The 16,236-nt window shown below is 30.6% G+C and carries 15 protein-coding genes; 1 reads left to right on the top strand and 14 read right to left on the bottom strand.

Going from position 1 to position 16,236, the window contains the following annotated elements:
* Positions 1–35: 35 nt before the first annotated feature.
* From QOZ93_RS08255 to QOZ93_RS08235, 5 genes are read right to left on the bottom strand one after another with little or no spacing between them, the layout of a single operon-like run.
* Positions 36–1,343: an LlaJI family restriction endonuclease gene (locus tag QOZ93_RS08255; protein ID WP_307355840.1), complete on the bottom strand. Its 1,308-nt coding sequence runs from the start codon at positions 1,341–1,343 to the stop codon at positions 36–38.
* Positions 1,344–1,357: 14 nt separating this feature from the next.
* Positions 1,358–2,971 (bottom strand): McrB family protein, encoded by a 1,614-nt coding sequence (locus QOZ93_RS08250; RefSeq protein ID WP_307355839.1) that lies wholly within the window; start codon positions 2,969–2,971, stop codon positions 1,358–1,360.
* 28 nt (positions 2,972–2,999) lie between these two features.
* Positions 3,000–4,229, bottom strand: a complete 1,230-nt coding sequence (locus tag QOZ93_RS08245) for a DNA cytosine methyltransferase (protein ID WP_307355838.1) — start codon at positions 4,227–4,229, stop codon at positions 3,000–3,002.
* A complete protein-coding gene (locus QOZ93_RS08240; RefSeq protein ID WP_307355836.1) occupies positions 4,226–5,287 on the bottom strand; it encodes a DNA cytosine methyltransferase in 1,062 nt (353 codons plus the stop codon). The genes QOZ93_RS08245 and QOZ93_RS08240 overlap by 4 nt, the downstream gene beginning before the upstream one ends.
* Before the next feature lie 23 nt (positions 5,288–5,310).
* Positions 5,311–5,517, bottom strand: a complete 207-nt coding sequence (locus QOZ93_RS08235) for a helix-turn-helix domain-containing protein (protein WP_076236842.1) — start codon at positions 5,515–5,517, stop codon at positions 5,311–5,313.
* Positions 5,518–5,801: 284 nt separating this feature from the next.
* Between QOZ93_RS08235 and QOZ93_RS08230 the strand changes: the two genes are divergently transcribed.
* Complete coding sequence (locus tag QOZ93_RS08230; RefSeq protein ID WP_307355835.1) at positions 5,802–6,221, top strand: phospholipase D-like domain-containing protein; 420 nt, start codon at positions 5,802–5,804, stop codon at positions 6,219–6,221.
* Between the two features lie 530 nt (positions 6,222–6,751).
* Here QOZ93_RS08230 and QOZ93_RS08225 read toward each other — a convergent pair.
* The 9 genes from QOZ93_RS08225 to QOZ93_RS08185 form a co-directional block, all read right to left on the bottom strand.
* Positions 6,752–7,261 (bottom strand): helix-turn-helix domain-containing protein, encoded by a 510-nt coding sequence (locus tag QOZ93_RS08225; RefSeq protein ID WP_307355834.1) that lies wholly within the window; start codon positions 7,259–7,261, stop codon positions 6,752–6,754.
* 125 nt (positions 7,262–7,386) lie between these two features.
* The gene (locus tag QOZ93_RS08220; protein WP_307355833.1) at positions 7,387–8,481 is read right to left on the bottom strand and encodes a DUF6339 family protein; all 1,095 of its coding nucleotides are present in this window, start codon (positions 8,479–8,481) and stop codon (positions 7,387–7,389) included.
* Complete coding sequence (locus QOZ93_RS08215; RefSeq protein ID WP_307355832.1) at positions 8,478–9,344, bottom strand: hypothetical protein; 867 nt, start codon at positions 9,342–9,344, stop codon at positions 8,478–8,480. The genes QOZ93_RS08220 and QOZ93_RS08215 overlap by 4 nt, the downstream gene beginning before the upstream one ends.
* Positions 9,328–11,226, bottom strand: a complete 1,899-nt coding sequence (locus QOZ93_RS08210; protein ID WP_307355831.1) for a hypothetical protein — start codon at positions 11,224–11,226, stop codon at positions 9,328–9,330. The genes QOZ93_RS08215 and QOZ93_RS08210 overlap by 17 nt, the downstream gene beginning before the upstream one ends.
* Positions 11,227–11,231: 5 nt before the next feature.
* Positions 11,232–11,456 (bottom strand): hypothetical protein, encoded by a 225-nt coding sequence (locus QOZ93_RS08205; RefSeq protein ID WP_307355829.1) that lies wholly within the window; start codon positions 11,454–11,456, stop codon positions 11,232–11,234.
* Between the two features lie 314 nt (positions 11,457–11,770).
* A complete protein-coding gene (locus QOZ93_RS08200; RefSeq protein WP_307355828.1) occupies positions 11,771–12,103 on the bottom strand; it encodes a hypothetical protein in 333 nt (110 codons plus the stop codon).
* 96 nt (positions 12,104–12,199) lie between these two features.
* Positions 12,200–13,441: a hypothetical protein gene (locus tag QOZ93_RS08195; protein ID WP_307355827.1), complete on the bottom strand. Its 1,242-nt coding sequence runs from the start codon at positions 13,439–13,441 to the stop codon at positions 12,200–12,202.
* A 209-nt stretch (positions 13,442–13,650) separates the two neighbouring features.
* On the bottom strand, positions 13,651–14,982 hold the full coding sequence (locus QOZ93_RS08190; protein WP_307355857.1) for a recombinase family protein: 1,332 nt from the start codon (positions 14,980–14,982) through the stop codon (positions 13,651–13,653).
* Positions 14,927–16,216, bottom strand: coding sequence for a recombinase family protein (locus QOZ93_RS08185; RefSeq protein WP_307355825.1), 1,290 nt, complete (start codon positions 16,214–16,216; stop codon positions 14,927–14,929). Before QOZ93_RS08185 ends, QOZ93_RS08190 begins: the two co-directional genes overlap by 56 nt.
* Positions 16,217–16,236: the final 20 nt, after the last annotated feature.

The following is a 16,236-nucleotide window of genomic DNA, read 5'->3' as shown; positions in this document are numbered from 1 at the left end:
CTAGATTTTTTCTATAGATCAAAGGTCTTATTATCTTATGTACATGCTACTTGTTCATTTGTCATCAATATCTCTTCTTTAGCTTTTGCTGCTACTTCGTTTTTTGTAGTAAAAGTCTCTTCTATAGATTGTGACAATGCCTCTATACTCTTTTGTGGATTCCCTCTATAGTGATACATCAAATAGCGAGTATCAACGACTATTCCTTGAATTCTCTCATAGTTGAGTTTATTTGTTTTCCATTCACCAACTGCTTCACCAATATTTCCAAATGGTTCTGATAAGCCAAAGTAATTATTAGCCATATTATATGGCATTATAAAAGCATTAAAAAGTGATTCATTTGATAAATTGCGCTGTCTCTGTATATATTCTCCATAAGTAATTTGTTTATTTATAGATGAAGAATTTGGTAAATCCTTAGGTTCTCCAGTTATTCCATAACGATAGTACTTTGCGTCCAATACATAATATTTGCCTTTGTATATCATTATGCTATCTGGCTCTAATGGATACTTATCTTTACCCTTATATTTTCCATATCGCAGCGTCCAATGTGTCTTTGGAAAAAAATCTTGTTTGTTTTTTTCGCCAAAAACTCTGTCTAGTAGCTTTTCCCATACAGTCTCGAAGTATTCAGTGCCAAAATAAAATTGTTTTTCAGATGTTTTCTCGTCTATATACTCAAGCATATCCTTCATGGCTTTAAAAAGCCTTTTATCCTTATCATTGTTTGTATGTGCCAATTTATCATTCAAAATAATAATAAATCGTTTAACATTAAGTGGAATTTGTGGTGGTTCCGGCATATTTGGCACATAGAGCCATCCCAATTTTTCAAAACTTTCATAAACACAATACCTGTGTATATGTGTTATCAATTTATTGTCATTAGGTGTTGATGTCCTTACTGTAAACTGAGTATAAACAGGTGACCCATTAGGTTGTATAAGTGGCTTTTGGTCACGAAATGTTTTAGCCCAATCCATGTTTCCACGGGTACTTGTTTTGAACATAGGTTCTGTCTCTGCATAATAAGCTCCATTTTTATCCATATAATAATTAATTACTTCTAAATATGCATTTATAGGGAAGTCTACAAACTGGGGTGCTTCAAACTTATTCATAGCAAGTACACGATCTTTTTTCTCCGTAAATTCAGATAGTACTTGAAATAAATGTTTAATATCTCGCCTTATTTCAGCATCTTTTTCTGGTAGTTGATAACCAATTGGAAAATACACTACTGCATCATCAGAATCTGCTTTGATGCCTACAAAACGATCTCCTTCTTCATTTGTATTTATGTGGCAACGTTTTTTAATTTCTGAATCCTTGTCCATATTATGTCACCACCTTACTGGTTCTGCCCATTTGAATCAATAACAATAGCATCAAACACATTTTGCTTAAATATTAAAAAACGTGAATTTCCTTTTTCCTGCATAAATTTTCTAATTATAGCCTCTAAACTATTATACTGATCAACCTCAAAAATTTCTTCACGCGAAAATTTAAATGCATCATCCCAAAGATATTTAATTACTTTTTCAGGAAATCTCCTATTATTTCTATTTGCCTTAGCACGAGTAAATTTATCAAGATTGGTATTATCAGCATCATTATCATAAATAAAATCTTGTAAATGAACAAAATAAGTTCCTAAACGCTTGTCCTCAGATGAAGTCATTCTAACATTCTTATCAAGAATAATTTCATTAATTGCTGTACAAAATCTTTTCCATGTTACCGTTGTATCCAATATTTTGTGATTAGAAAATTCAACATTTACATTTTCAAAGCTATTTTCTATTAAACGCATATTCCATCTACGTTGAAATGCAGTATCTAAAGTAAATACATTTTGGTCAGAAGTATTCATTGTTCCAATAATTGACATATTAGATGGGATACGCACCTTGTGCTTTGAATCCTTATATACTACCTTTGCAATATCAACATTGGTAATCGAATACTCACTTGTGCCAATGGGATATCCATCATCGTCTTTGTCTTGAATCACCATTTTTCTATCAAGTAATTGGAATACCTCACCAAATATAGCTGGTGCATTTCCACGGTTGATTTCCTCAATTACAAGGAAATATTCCTTGTCTGGGTGGATATATGCTTCTCTTAAAAGTGTTGTAAATGGTCCCGGTGTGAAAACATAGCTTACCTTACCATCATCATCATTATCTACTTTTGGTAAAATTTGTCCAACAAAATCAGAGTATGTATAATCTGGATGAAATACTAATCGTTCCATAACACTTTCATCATTACAATATTCATGTTGTATTGTCCAACTTTTACCCGAACCTGGAACTCCATACAATAAAGTATTAGAGCCACCGGATACTCGGTCAACTTTGTCAAAATTATTTTCAACATTTTCAGATTGAACTGAATGTTCAACAGATGACAAATCTATCAATTTGTCATCTAATAAATAAGGGCGATTATCATATTTTTCCATATAATCAAAAATGCTGTCCTTATAAATAACAGAAATAAAAAATCCGTTTTTTGTAAGAATCCTATCAAATGCTTTATGTGGTACATAATCATTCGGAATTACTACTTGCGTACCACTTCCGGCTCTGACTCCACCTTTCGTGCCTGAAACCTCTTCAACAGTCTTTTCGTTGCACTCTAAACTAAATATATAATCCTTATAACGGGTTACTTCATCATGAACTGCAAAACAAAAGTATTTCATTTTGTTTTGTAATGCATAGTTCCATGTTATTCCTCTCTCATAAGCTCCACTATCTCTTGTATCAAAAAAGTTTTTTGAATCATCTGCTTTGTGGCTTATTGGATATATAAAAATTACACATTGCTCTCCACTTGCTGTATTATAAATAAAGCCCCTCTTATGAGTATTTTCAATGAATTTAATACTCTGCTCAGTTATATTTAAGTAACGAAACAAAGTTTTACTTGCATCCTTAGCTGTATATGCCATAAATATCCTCCCATAATACTTAAATTCTTTATTTTTTATAAATATTCAATAAATCATAAATTGCATTTCCAAGACATTTAGCAAATAACGGTGGCACTGCATTTCCTATCATTTTATATTGATCTGCTTGGCTTCCAATAAATACATAATCATCATCAAATGTTTGAAGCCTAGCTGCCTCTCTAACCGTCAAAGTCCTAGCTTGTTCTGAGTCCGGATGGATATGCCTTAATCCATCTTTATATAAATGTGCAGGTATTAAATTACTTGGTCTATCCCATTTTATTACATGATATTTATGTACATTAGATTGTCTTCCTGTCTTTTCAGTATACAATTTTTTTAATGCTTCAGTTGATGAATATTTATTTACTCCAGTCTCTATATCCTTTTCTAGTTCTCTAAAAATATCTATATCTCTTTTACTATGCCATCTTGGAATATGATTTTCAACAAATGGTTCTGGTAATGAATGAGATAGTTTTTTTCCCTGATATTTCACTTCATCTTTTATAGGATATAATTTAGGAAGATCACCAATTGCATCATATGAGGTTAACTTTTTATCTACCTTATATGATGGTAAGATTTTTGTATAAAATTCCTCCAACATCAACTGACAATTATCACTGTATTCTGATTCACTTAACCCTAATATTATTATTCTTTTTCTATTCTGGGGAACTCCATAGTCTGTAAAATCAATAATTGCATTTTTTAAGTCTGGTAGCACTAAGTATCCTGCTTCATGGAAACTTTCTTTTATTTCTTCTATAATAGGTCTATCACCTGGATGAGCACTTAATATCCCAGGCACATTTTCAAACACAAAAGCTTTAGGCTTATATTTCTTTACTACACGCAAATAGCTTTCAAAAAGGTAATTGCGATAGTCATTTTTCATTCCATGTTCATCTCGAACCCTACCTGCTATTGAATATGCTTGACAAGGCGGCCCTCCAATTATCAAGTCAATTCCTCCAGCTTCTTCCACCAACTTATCTAGCCCCTGTGCTTTTCCATATTCATCGTCATCCCAACCATTAATTAATTCATCAGTTCTCTGAATATCAAATCGCAAAACACGTTTATCTGCATTCAAATACTTCCACTTTTCTAATAATCGCTTCTTCAAATTATTACATTGTGCGCTTTCCCATTCCACTGCTGCCACTGTGTTGTAATGCCCAGACTGTTCAAAACCATCCATTAGTCCTCCACAGCCTGCAAATAAATCAATTGTATTTACCTTCTTCATTTTTCACTACCTTCTATAATCTTTTTTAGTTGTATTGCTAAGTAATATCCTAATAATGGTGGCACAGCATTTCCTACCTGCCTATTTTGTTGTGTCCTTGTACCTGTAAATATAAAATCATCAGGAAATGATTGTAACCTAGCATTTTCTCTTATAGTTGGCACTCTATTGTATTGATAATGGAAATGGTTTCTGTGCCCAGTGTCTATTGTTTTCGACGGCTTATTTCCATGATATCTGGTCCACGCCTCATTAAATTTTCTACTTTCTCCCCAACCTTTAGGCAAATCTTTATAATTTCCACCTTCTGGAACAAGTGCAATTGTATCTTTTACCATCTGGGTATGATTAGTAGCTACATGATTATGTAATATAGTACTATTCTTTCTCATAAGTTTTTGATATTCTGTTTGTGGCTCACATGAATAAGAATCTTCTTCTGTTCCTAGCTCATTTTCACGTGAAGGTAAATCACTAATAGCATCTCTGCATGTTCTATAATTATCAGGTGTAAATATAGGCTCAGGAAAAACAGGCTGCCCTATATCCTTTCTTACCCCCATAAATATTAACCTCTTCCTCATCTGAGGAACACCATAATCAGCAGCGCATAAAATTTTACATTGTATGTTATACCCCATGTCATCAAACCTTTTTAAAATTTCATCTTTTATCTGACCGTCATAAAGAGTAGCCATACCTGGAACATTTTCGATAATAAAGCCTTTGGGTTTATATTGTCTTACCATCTCAATAACAGCTAAATACAATTTATTGCGTTCATCATCAAAATTTCTTGGTCCTGACAATGAAAATCCTTGACATGGTGGTCCTGCGATCACGACATCTATACTTCTTTCTCCTGCTATTCTTTTTATCTCATCAAATGTTTCTTGTTCTGATAAATCAGCATTTAATCCTTCTGCTCCATCATGATTTGCTGCAAATGTATTAAGTGCTGCTTGATCATTATCAACACCTACGATAATCTTATACCCTGCATCTAAAAAGCCTTTAGACAGTCCTCCACAACCTGCAAATAAATCTATAGCATTCACAATATCTTCCTCCGTTTTTTTCTTTAGTCGTTTTTTACAAATTCACATATGTCTGAAATATCACAATCTAACTTGGTACAAATTTTCATCAATACATCCATACTAACTTGTTGGTTTTTACTAAGTTTTGCAAGTGTATTTGTTCCAATACCAGTTAATAGTCTCAAATTACTTTTATTAATATGCCTATCAATTAGTAATTTCCATAATTTATTATAGCTTACCTCCATTTTCTCACTCCAATATGTTACTAATTTATAAAAATAAATAATTACACTCATTTACTATACATCTTTTTATTAATTTACTCAAGTATTTTCGCTGGTATATAAAATATTTCCATTCTGAAACTTTTTATTTTGTTTTTAATATTCTTTAATAATTATAAAAACCTCTTCACTCGAAATTGCGAGAATAGGTTTCATCATCCCTTGTCTATTAACTTTAATTTTTTACACATTGACAACTTATTAGGCATAATGTAATATTTAATATAAGGAAGGAAGTGGTTATTATGCCTGATTTAGAATTATATAGCATTAAATACAACACAGTACAGCAACAAGCCGGTTTGAATTGGGGATTTTCATATGGACATACATGCCTAGCCGATGCATATATAGCATTGACTACTCACTTTTTAAGATCAAATCCTAATTTTTTTCCTTCACAAGGAAGTCCAATTATTACTGAATGGGACGATGGTACTGTTATTCAATGTTTGCTTGAAGGAACTCAAGAGATTAACGGCATAGTTTGTCCAAAACAAATTTCATCAGATGGAGACAAATCAACTCTTGGATATTATTTAAGAAGACGAATTGGCGTATCTCCTAATCATAGAATTACAATGTCCGACTTAACGAATTATGGAAGAAATTATGTGTCTGTTTCTTATATAGAAGGAAATAGATATTATTTCGATTTCCATTAACCTTTTTTACCAAAAACTCTTAGATTAAAATTTGGTATGCTCCCCTTATGGTAGAGGCAAGAGGTACGTTTTTCTTCTATCACATAAACAAATACTCAAAACCTAAACCTTAACGCAAATATACTTAGTTTTGAGTATTTGTTCAACCCCCTAACCAAAAAATTCCCTCAAACCGTAGTCTGAGGGAACATAAAACACACTTCAATATTCACTTAAAATCCTTCAAAGCCTTTGATATCAGCCTATTTCTTTACTAGCTTAACAACCGTCTCCACATGTGTGTAGACAAGCCGTAAATACATTTTCGCACAAAAAGCATATTTTTTTCGGGGGTCTTTAGCATTTAATGGGGGTCGAACTAAAAAGTGTAACAAATTCAATCCTTCTTTAATGTATTATTGCCTTATAAATAAAAAATTTTATTAAAATAAGCTAGAAATTATAACTTTAAAACTACTTTCGGCTAAACACTAACTTCTCATATTCTAACCCTAAGGCTTTTCAATACTATTTTTTACCCTAGTAAAATTTTACTCATCATTTGTTTTAAGCAATAAATCTTTTACCCATTTAGGTATTGAAGGAATACTTTCTCTTTTAAATAATTTTCTTACAATCTCAGCAGCATCTTCTTCTCTCCAAAACCTATCTCGAATATAGCACTCATGGCTACAATATTTTCGATTTTTAAATCCTTTAGACTCATAGTCTTTGCCACAATATTGGCATTTAAGAATATATATTTTTCTATGCCCTTTTTCCCATTCTCTTTTACATTCTATACTACAGTATTTTTTTCTTCGTCCTGTTTGTTTTTGCTCAAGTTTTTTCCCACAATAAAGGCAAATCTTGTATGTGAATTCATCAATAACTATTTTTTTATGTGATTCTTTAATATCAGCTGCTTGACCATTAAGACCATTTCTTTTACAAAACGCCCTAATTGTATCCCTCTTCAATCCTAATGCTTTTGATATCTTCTCATAACTTAAACCCTGGCATCTCAATAATATTATTTGATCTCTTTCCTCATTCGTCATCTTGCTATTCCTCCTTAACAAATAGTAATCTAGTAATTACTCTAAATTTGGTATTTGTCAAGGAGTTGTTTAAATACTTTAATTCTTGCTATTTATTCTTTATCTTTACTATGTAATTTTTATAATTATGATACTATTTTATTGAATTGAACAATTGCATCTATTGTTGACAATCCTAATTTTTTTGCCACATAATACCTAAGATATTTATCATGCAGTAGATATTTATCTTCATTTTCAATAACTATGATTGGTTTGTCTAAAGTTTTATGCTTTTGATAATATTCAATTAGTGCATTGACTTTACCTATGTGTGGTTCTATATGGAATTTATGTTTATCAACTATAATTTGCGACATTTTAATTTGGACAACATTATTATTTTTAATCGTTGATACTGTGAAATTTGCATCTCCATTTAACACTTCACTTGTTTCTTTTCCCTTTTCGACATTGTTGTTATTAGATACAATTTGTTTTTCTCCAAGCAAACGATAAATTTCATTTATAATTTTTTCTTTCAAAGCATCTTCATCAAAATAATCTAGAATATATGTACCTCCAAGAACATTTAAATACTGTGTTGCTTTTCTAAAAATATCTCCATTTACAGAAGCCCCTCTATCTTCATGAAACTTTATAGCAGACAAAAAACTCCTACAAATCATAGGATTTGCTGAATACATATTACTATAAAGTAAATCATTAACTCTTGTTGTAAAATCTCTTTTTAATACTTCTGTTAACTCAAAATGATTTTTTCTGGTTTCATCATATGTTAATCTGCCTACCCACCATAATTTAGAAAGTGTATTACGATAATTACTAGCTCTTATACCATAACCAAACATATAACGTGTTTCAATATTTCTTGCAATAGGAATCTCTTTATCATACTGCCATCTATAGCGCATAAATTCCCACAGTTGCCCATGTGCTAACCCAGCCCATAATCTCTCATCGCTCGCATCTGTTTCACTTAACGTTTTCATTGCAGTATATATTCGTTTAACATTTTCAAGGTCAGTTGTATTAGGCTTATCACTTGACATATCCAATGTAAATTCATCAACTTCTTTTTTATATTCCACAAAAGGAGATTCTCTGTCAAAAAAATCTATTATCCAATCATTAGTTTGATTCATATATTTTTTTGCATTTGTTTCTAAATTACCTCGAAGTGTATCTAGTGCGTCTTGTTTTAAAAAATACAATTTCATACTTCTTCGTCCTCCTCTCCTATACTTACCATTGAAGATAATGCCCTTTTAATTGGTAAATCTAATAATTTTTGTGAAAGCTTATATGTAGGAATATTTTCTAAACATTCGCTATCCAAACTCAATTCAGATTTTTTTAAAGTCCTATCGATAGATTTATACCATCTATAACTTTCATATTCATCTGTACCATTTTGCTTTAATATTTCAAATGCATAAAGTAAAGCAGGCATGATAATCATTGAATGTAACACTGGAAGATAAGAAGGTCTATTGCAAACATTTTTATAATTATAAAAATCCTCATTTGAGAGCCAAATCTTGATTTTATCCCCATTAATGTCTATTTGCATTCCCTCATTATCATTAGCATCTCTTCTTAAAATTGAAAATATTGAAGGTATCTTTGATATCTCATCCATTTCTTTTGTTATATCAATATTAGTTTGTCCACCAATCCCTAATATGCTACCTTTTGAAATATTAAACATCATATTTCCATAATCTTTATTTAACCTAGAATTCATATAATTGGGAATATTTTCTTTAGCAACTATAAACGAACATATAGATACTTTACCATTTAATTTTGATTCAGCTATTCTTTTTATATTTTCAGTATTACATGTTTTAAGTATAGAACGATATGATGTTTGTGAGCACTCAATATGGAATAAATACTCAGCTTTATTTAACTTAATAAGATTTTGTAATTCAGCATTATCCATAAGCACATTCATTTTAATAACAATATCTCGTATGTCTCGCACAACTTTTATATCAGAGATAAATGAACAATCTATGTAATCATCCGAAAAAGGACTAAGTACTGGATAAGGATATAACTTATAACGAATATCCATATAAAGCCACCTCCATTGAGCAACTTTCTACATATTCTAGCTCAAATATTATTGATATTTTTTGTTTCTCAATAAAAGAATTTAGAAATATCTTTCCATCTGCACAGTGTAAGTTTTGATTTCTATTCGATTCTAATTTTGCTGATTTTATTGAAGCATTAAAATTACTCTGTTCACCAGAAAGTTTTACCATTACATATCCTTTCTGAGCATTTTTTTCTGGTGTTAATACCAATTTATATTCATTAGGTTTTATACCTGTGTTGAAAAGTCGAGTTTGAACTGATCCTATCTCTACCCATTTTTTAATCGTATTAGTTCCATCAATCTTTCCGGTTGCACCTGTAGGTGTACCATTACCACCAGAACTATTGTTTCTTCTTCCTTGATGAGTCCTCGCTGTACCGTCAATATCACCGCCATCAATTGCTATATTTCCATACGCATCTATTTCCTCATCTAAGGAATCTCCATTTATTTTTGATATTCCTTTAGGTATCTTAACCTTTTCAACAACCTCAATTTCTATATTCTTTGTTTTGTCTGTAATAGTTTCCTCTTTATCATTTTGATTTTGATCTTGTACTATAAATAACTCGTCAGGCAAATATTCGCCAACACCATCAGCATCTATTTCATCAGTTGCTTCATTTCTTCCCATCTGTATTACAACTTCTTTTATATACCGGAATAATTCAGTTCTTATTTTTTTAGCCCTCTTTTTATCTGAATGAAAACCTGGCTCCCAAGCATTATGCTGTGGTGTTTCCATTTCTCTAAAAAATTTATTAACTTCTATACCTTTTAAAGTTAGTATTGCAGCAAATGGTATAGTACTTGATATATTAGCCTTATCAAATATTTTCATTCCACTACTTCGACACAATAAGGCCCTTCGATGTAATTCTGGAGATATTAACACCTTTAATTCTATTTCACCCAAACCAGAAAAATCAGTATTAAAAGTTTCCCCTTCAGTTAAAGCACGATAATAATTATAAGTCCATTTAATATCATTTTTATAATCATTTAGAACAAGCGGAAGAGTTTTCTGTGATATTTCAATATCCCCAACTTTAATAACTATTTTGTTGTTATAAATAGCAACCAAGAACCCTTCTAAAATTGATTTAACAATTTCAGTTTTCCATTCTTCTTCATCAATAAATCCCATTACATATATATCTGTTCCTGTATTATTTCCTCTAGAATATGTAGGATCAATGCCAAGTTCATAGTTAATTGCTGAATTTCTAGATGTTTGTCCAAAATATCCAATACCTTGAGTGATATTTCCTTCATCGTTTTTAAAAGAAACAAGTTTTGAAACACCTTGTGTAGCACAAAGACCATCTTTATCAAAAGTACTATAAAACAAAGTCCTTAAATTAGAACAAGCATATGGTGCTGATTTTCCTATGCCAAAACTACCTCCATCGGAATCACCTTTATCTGAAACGCCGGATGATTTCACAAGATTTTGCCAAGGCGTAATATCATATTCTTTGTCTGAACCAGTAAGACCTGTTGTATTGAAATCGCTTATTCTCAATACACACAACTTTTCTTTATCCAAAACTTTACTTCCATTTTTTAAAAAATCAACTGCTTTTTTATTATTTCTTGCGATCCAAAAATCTAAACATTTTGTCCATATATCTGAAAAATCATTATATCCTGGCAGATTATTTTTATAAATGTATATCTTTTGAAAATCTACTTTAACCGGTTCATCATCTTTCAAACGTGCATCTAAGGAATTCTGACATATCTCACGAGCCAATGAATTATATATATTTGCTCTAAATGTTTCAATCCCAGCTTCGCTAATGCCCGTTAAAGATCCAAAATTATTTTCTGGGAACTTCCAACCTATTTCCATACAAATCACCTCAATTTAAATTTACTTTCTTTTAATTCATTATCTTGAAATTTGTTCTTAGCATTCTTTAATTCACACTCTATAGCATTAAATATTGCCTTAGCATCTTCATCGCTATATTCGTACACCACCTTATTAGAGCAATTTCCTAAAAGTCTAATCATATCAATTATTTTATTTGTTCTATTTTCAGCTATTCTTACAAATTTATCATGTTTACTTTCGCCCATAAAATTCACCTTCTTGAAATATATGTTTAATATGTAATTAATATATTATATTTATTGTGTATATGTCAATATTATTTTTTATATATTTTTATTTTATTATAATTATATTTCTTATATAATTATAATATTTTTCATATATTTAAAATCATCCAAATAAAATAGGGCCAATTAAAATGAATTTATTTCATCTTAATTGGCTCTATCTTTAACCTTACCTATTTAATTAAATCTATATATAACATCAACTAGTGATACCTTCCATTCAATAATAAAAGATAAAACCAAAGTTTTCTCTTTTATTATTGAATATAGTTTTACTTTAATGAATAATTCCCTTCTGAATTCATATATATACTTATTTTCCCATCTTCAATGTCTTGCGTAAATCTATCAGTTAATGATTGAGAAATACGTTTCTTCCCATAATAGTCGCATACATCTGCCTTCATATTATATGTCCTTGTACAAGAAGAATTATTAAGAGTTACATTTAACTGTGCCGCTTTTACTAGAACCCAATACCCATTTCTATCTTCTTTGATATAATATCCGGCATTAAGATATTTCTCAATATCTTTTCTTTTTCCCTGCATCTCAATAGAATCTGATGATTCGTACATTGTGGATAAAATTGTTGCTTTTTCCATTTAAAACTCCTCCTTTTACTGTTTGATATAGTTATATTTTAGCAAGAAAACGACTGTCTATTTATAATGTAGGAATTATTTAAATATCTTGCATTATTATTTTATAAACTCATTTAATGCCTGCCCAACAAAGATATCTACAATATTATATAAATCTTTATATTCCTTGTCTGATTCTTTGCAATATTCAATATAATCTTTCTGAAGTTTTTCTAAAAATTCATTTTTAGGCTCATCCTCATCCAACAGTTCTAACCTTTCTAATTCTTCTTCATGTGCTGCAAGATCACTCTTAATTATTTGTATATTTTGCTTGAGAATCTCTTTCTTTTTTTCAATTGTCAGTTCACTTGGCTCTCTAAACTCACTAGCTAATATTTTATCAGTTATTGGTTTCCATTCTGCTACTTTTTCTCTATAATGATTCATCACAAATTCATTATTTTTTAATCTCCCCTCATCTAGACAAGGTTCAATCATCAATGAATAATAAGCTGCTCTTAGCTCTTCATCTGATGGATTTTTTATGTCTTTAAACAATTCTTTTCCATCTGCATTTGTTAATGTCTTCTCTATTCCTATGAGTCCATACATGCTATTTTGCTCTCTAAGAAAATCTACTAAATCTGGAAAACCTTTATCCCTAATATCTTTTGCATACACATCAAACCATTTAATCATATTTGCAATCAGTTTATCTATGCTTAAATTTTGTTTATCCAAAAGTTTATTAATTTCAAGACGCTCATCATCATCTTCTTGAAATTGCTCTGAATTTATATCTCTAGCCATTTGAACAGCATAATTGCCTCTAAATAAATTATAATTCATTTCATCAAGTTTTTTAGTGAATACCCTTAGTGCTGCCCCTACATTTTCATTTCCCAATGTAGTAATATTAATTAAAAAATAGGTAAGCTGCCTTACTAAAGGTTTGGTCCAATTAGCTATCTCTTGTGAAACCATATGCGCTGGCATTGTATATACTAACTTACGGAATATATCATTCAGTTCAGTATCAATGTCTTTAATCATCAAATTGTTATACATTCCAACTGCTGTAGCAGTTATTTTGCTTTTATCTGGGTTTTTCCTAGCTAATGGATTATCTGCATGATGTCTTATTAATGATGCTAATAGTTCAGAACATTCAGGTGTGAAAAAAAATCCGCTTTTTTCTTTTGTTTCATCCACCTTAAAATCTAATGGATTAATATCATACATTTCACATATTCTTTTAAATGTATCTATAAATTTAGTTCTGCTCTCCATTCTAGACTTTTTTACCATTTCATCTTGACTAAAATCAACGCGTCTTTCTTTTTTTTTCTTTGCCATAGTTATCTCCTCCAATATCATAATTCATACAAATTATTCTTTAAACATATAAATGTTTTATAATATCTTTAAGTAATAAATAATATTATATATCTTATTTTTCTAATATAAAATATTCCATTATCATATTTCTAAATATTGTATTACCAAAATAAAGAAATAGCCAACAAAAGTGCAATTAACACCTTAATCGGCTATTTTTATAGACATTATTCAATTACAACCTCAATCTCCGTCCCATCAAGCAAACTTACAATAATCTTCTCTCCATTAAACACAGTCATCTTCTCCACTATCCTAAAAAATAAATCCTCTTTAAATTCTTTTATTGGTTTTGCATTTTTTAAAATATCAATGAATTGCTTTGCCTTATATCTAACTAAAACATTGTCACTTTTTAAATGTTCCTTCCACTTCTCCATGAAGTAATCTTTATTTTCAATCATAGCATTGAAGGTATCTATGAAGGCTTGGTATAAAACCTTATCATTTATATGTTTATTATTACAGCCCTTCTTACCTTTTTTAATATATCTTTTATTGCATCTCCAAACAATTCTCCTGCGTAATTCATTTGTGGAGTTCCAAACCTTTCTTCCAAAAACACTGCCGCAGTATCCGCAAATAACTTTTCCTGCAAAAGGATTTGTTACTGTAGCATAATCTACTTTTACAATATCATGTTCTTTAGCAAAAATTCTTCTTCTCTCCATCTCGAGTTGTACTGCCTCCCACATTTCTTTATCTATAATTGCTGGGTGACTTTCCTCCACATAATACTGTGGAACTTCCCCATTGTTTTCTGACCTTTTCTTGGTAAGAAAATCTACTGTGTAAGTTTTTTGCAGTAGTGCATCTCCCTTGTATTTTTCATTTGTTAATATTCCTCTTATAGTGCTTTCATACCATTTAGCTTTTCCATTCCAACCTTTAATTCCTTCTTCTTCAAATTCTTTTGCTATTCTATTTGTACCTTTTCCATCAAGGTAATCCTTATAAATTCTTCTTACAATCTTGGCTTGTTTTTCATCTATTATAAGATTACCTTCCTCATCTTTAGTATATCCTAAAAACTTTTTATGGTTTATATGAAGCTTTCCTTGTTCAAATCTCCTTCTTATTCCCCATGTTGAATTCTCAGAAATTGAGCGACTTTCATCTTGAGCCAAACTTGCTAAAATGGAAATTAGTACCTCTCCTTTAGCATCTAATGTATTTATATTTTCCTTTTCAAAAATGACTCCAATGCCAAGTTCCTTAAGGGTTCTTACATAATTTAAACAATCCAAGGTATTACGGGCAAATCTTGATATTGATTTTGTTATAATTACATCTATTTTTCCTGCCTTGCAATCTCTAATCATTTCATTAAATTGTTCTCTCTTTTTTGTGTTAGTTCCTGAAATTCCTTCATCCGCATAAACTTTTACCATTTCATATTCGGAACTATTATTTATAAAATTAGTATAATAATTTACCTGTGCTTCATAGCTTGATAACTGTTCTACTTGGTCTGTTGATACCCTGCAATATGCAGCCATTCTCTTTTTCTGTGACTTTGCCGATTGTACTATGTTGGTTCTGTTGGATCTTGCTGGTATAACTGTAATACTTCTTGCCATTTCTAAATTCCTCCTTTACTACAGTTTCTTCCTTTATATTAAGCTTGCTTATAACCTCATCATCTATTGAAGTTCCCCTGCAAGCATTCTTTCCATTTTTAACGTAGTTGCTACACTGCCATACTATCTTTTTGCAAGAATGTTTAGTATTCCAGGTTCTTCTTCTTAAGCTAGAACCACATTTACTGCAGTAAAGCATTCCTGTTAGTTGATATCTTCTCTTATACTTTTTTGTATCTCCTAAAATAATCCCCTTTTTCTTTGCTCTCTTTTTAATTTCTTCTTGAACAGTTTCCCATTCTTCTCTTGAAACTATTGGCACATGATCATCTTCAATATAATAGCTCTCAACTTCTCCGTTATTCTTAACTTTCTTTTTTCTTAAATGATCTGATGTATAATATTTTTGAAGTAATGCATCCCCTTTGTATTTCTCATTTTTTAGTATTCTTAAAATAGTACTGTCTCTCCATGTTCCACCGGCAACTGTAGGAACTCCTTCTTCTCTAAGTCCTTTTGCAATTGTAAAACATCCTTTTCCATTTAAGTATTCATTAAAAATTCTTTTTACTACCTCAGCCTCTTTAGGATTTATCACTAAATCTCCATACTCATCCTTGTCATACCCCAAAAATCTTTTAGTATTTATAATCATTTCTCCTTGCTGAAACTTCTTTCTCATTCTCCATTTGATGTTATCACTTACATTTTTACTTTCTTCTTGGGCAAAAGAAGAGAGGACAGTAAGCATTAACTCACCATCCCCTGACAAAGTATTTACATTTTCTTTTTCAAACCTCACTTCTATGTTTAGTAATTTCAGTTGTCTTACAGTTTCCAAAACTATAGCAGTATTCCTTGCAAATCTAGATATTGATTTAGTAACAATTAAGTCTATCTTTCCTTGTCTACAAAAGTTCATCATACTTTGGAATTCCGGTCGTTCTTCAGTAGTCCCTGTTATTCCTCTATCTGCAAACACTCCTATAAATTCATATTCTGGATTAGTTGATATAAGATTTTCATAATATTGTATTTGATTTTCTAAAGATTCTTCTTGCTTTTCACTATCAGTTGAAACTCTTGCATAAGCACATACTTTTTTCTTTATTTTTTCAGTTTTTAAAGTAGGTTCTATAATCCTTACACGCACTGTAACTCCTCCTTTCTATC

The sequence above is a fragment of the Hathewaya limosa genome, from assembly GCF_030815255.1.
Classification (GTDB): Bacteria; Bacillota; Clostridia; order Clostridiales; family Clostridiaceae; genus Hathewaya; species Hathewaya limosa.
This window is presented reverse-complemented; position numbering and strand designations above follow the sequence as displayed.

Bases quoted from the DNA above. Each gene is read 5' to 3' on its own strand.
- QOZ93_RS08245 (WP_307355838.1), bottom strand. From the start codon at position 4,229: ATGAAGAAGGTAAATACAATTGATTTATTTGCAGGCTGTGGAGGACTA.
- QOZ93_RS08200 (WP_307355828.1), bottom strand. From the start codon at position 12,103: ATGGAAAAAGCAACAATTTTATCCACAATGTACGAATCATCAGATTCT.
- QOZ93_RS08195 (WP_307355827.1), bottom strand. From the start codon at position 13,441: ATGGCAAAGAAAAAAAAAGAAAGACGCGTTGATTTTAGTCAAGATGAA.
- QOZ93_RS08235 (WP_076236842.1), bottom strand. From the start codon at position 5,517: ATGGAGGTAAGCTATAATAAATTATGGAAATTACTAATTGATAGGCAT.
- QOZ93_RS08225 (WP_307355834.1), bottom strand. From the start codon at position 7,261: ATGACGAATGAGGAAAGAGATCAAATAATATTATTGAGATGCCAGGGT.
- QOZ93_RS08210 (WP_307355831.1), bottom strand. From the start codon at position 11,226: ATGGAAATAGGTTGGAAGTTCCCAGAAAATAATTTTGGATCTTTAACG.
- QOZ93_RS08190 (WP_307355857.1), bottom strand. From the start codon at position 14,982: ATGGCTGCATATTGCAGGGTATCAACAGACCAAGTAGAACAGTTATCA.
- QOZ93_RS08250 (WP_307355839.1), bottom strand. From the start codon at position 2,971: ATGGCATATACAGCTAAGGATGCAAGTAAAACTTTGTTTCGTTACTTA.
- QOZ93_RS08255 (WP_307355840.1), bottom strand. From the start codon at position 1,343: ATGGACAAGGATTCAGAAATTAAAAAACGTTGCCACATAAATACAAAT.
- QOZ93_RS08220 (WP_307355833.1), bottom strand. From the start codon at position 8,481: ATGAAATTGTATTTTTTAAAACAAGACGCACTAGATACACTTCGAGGT.
- QOZ93_RS08205 (WP_307355829.1), bottom strand. From the start codon at position 11,456: ATGGGCGAAAGTAAACATGATAAATTTGTAAGAATAGCTGAAAATAGA.
- QOZ93_RS08215 (WP_307355832.1), bottom strand. From the start codon at position 9,344: ATGGATATTCGTTATAAGTTATATCCTTATCCAGTACTTAGTCCTTTT.
- QOZ93_RS08230 (WP_307355835.1), top strand. From the start codon at position 5,802: ATGCCTGATTTAGAATTATATAGCATTAAATACAACACAGTACAGCAA.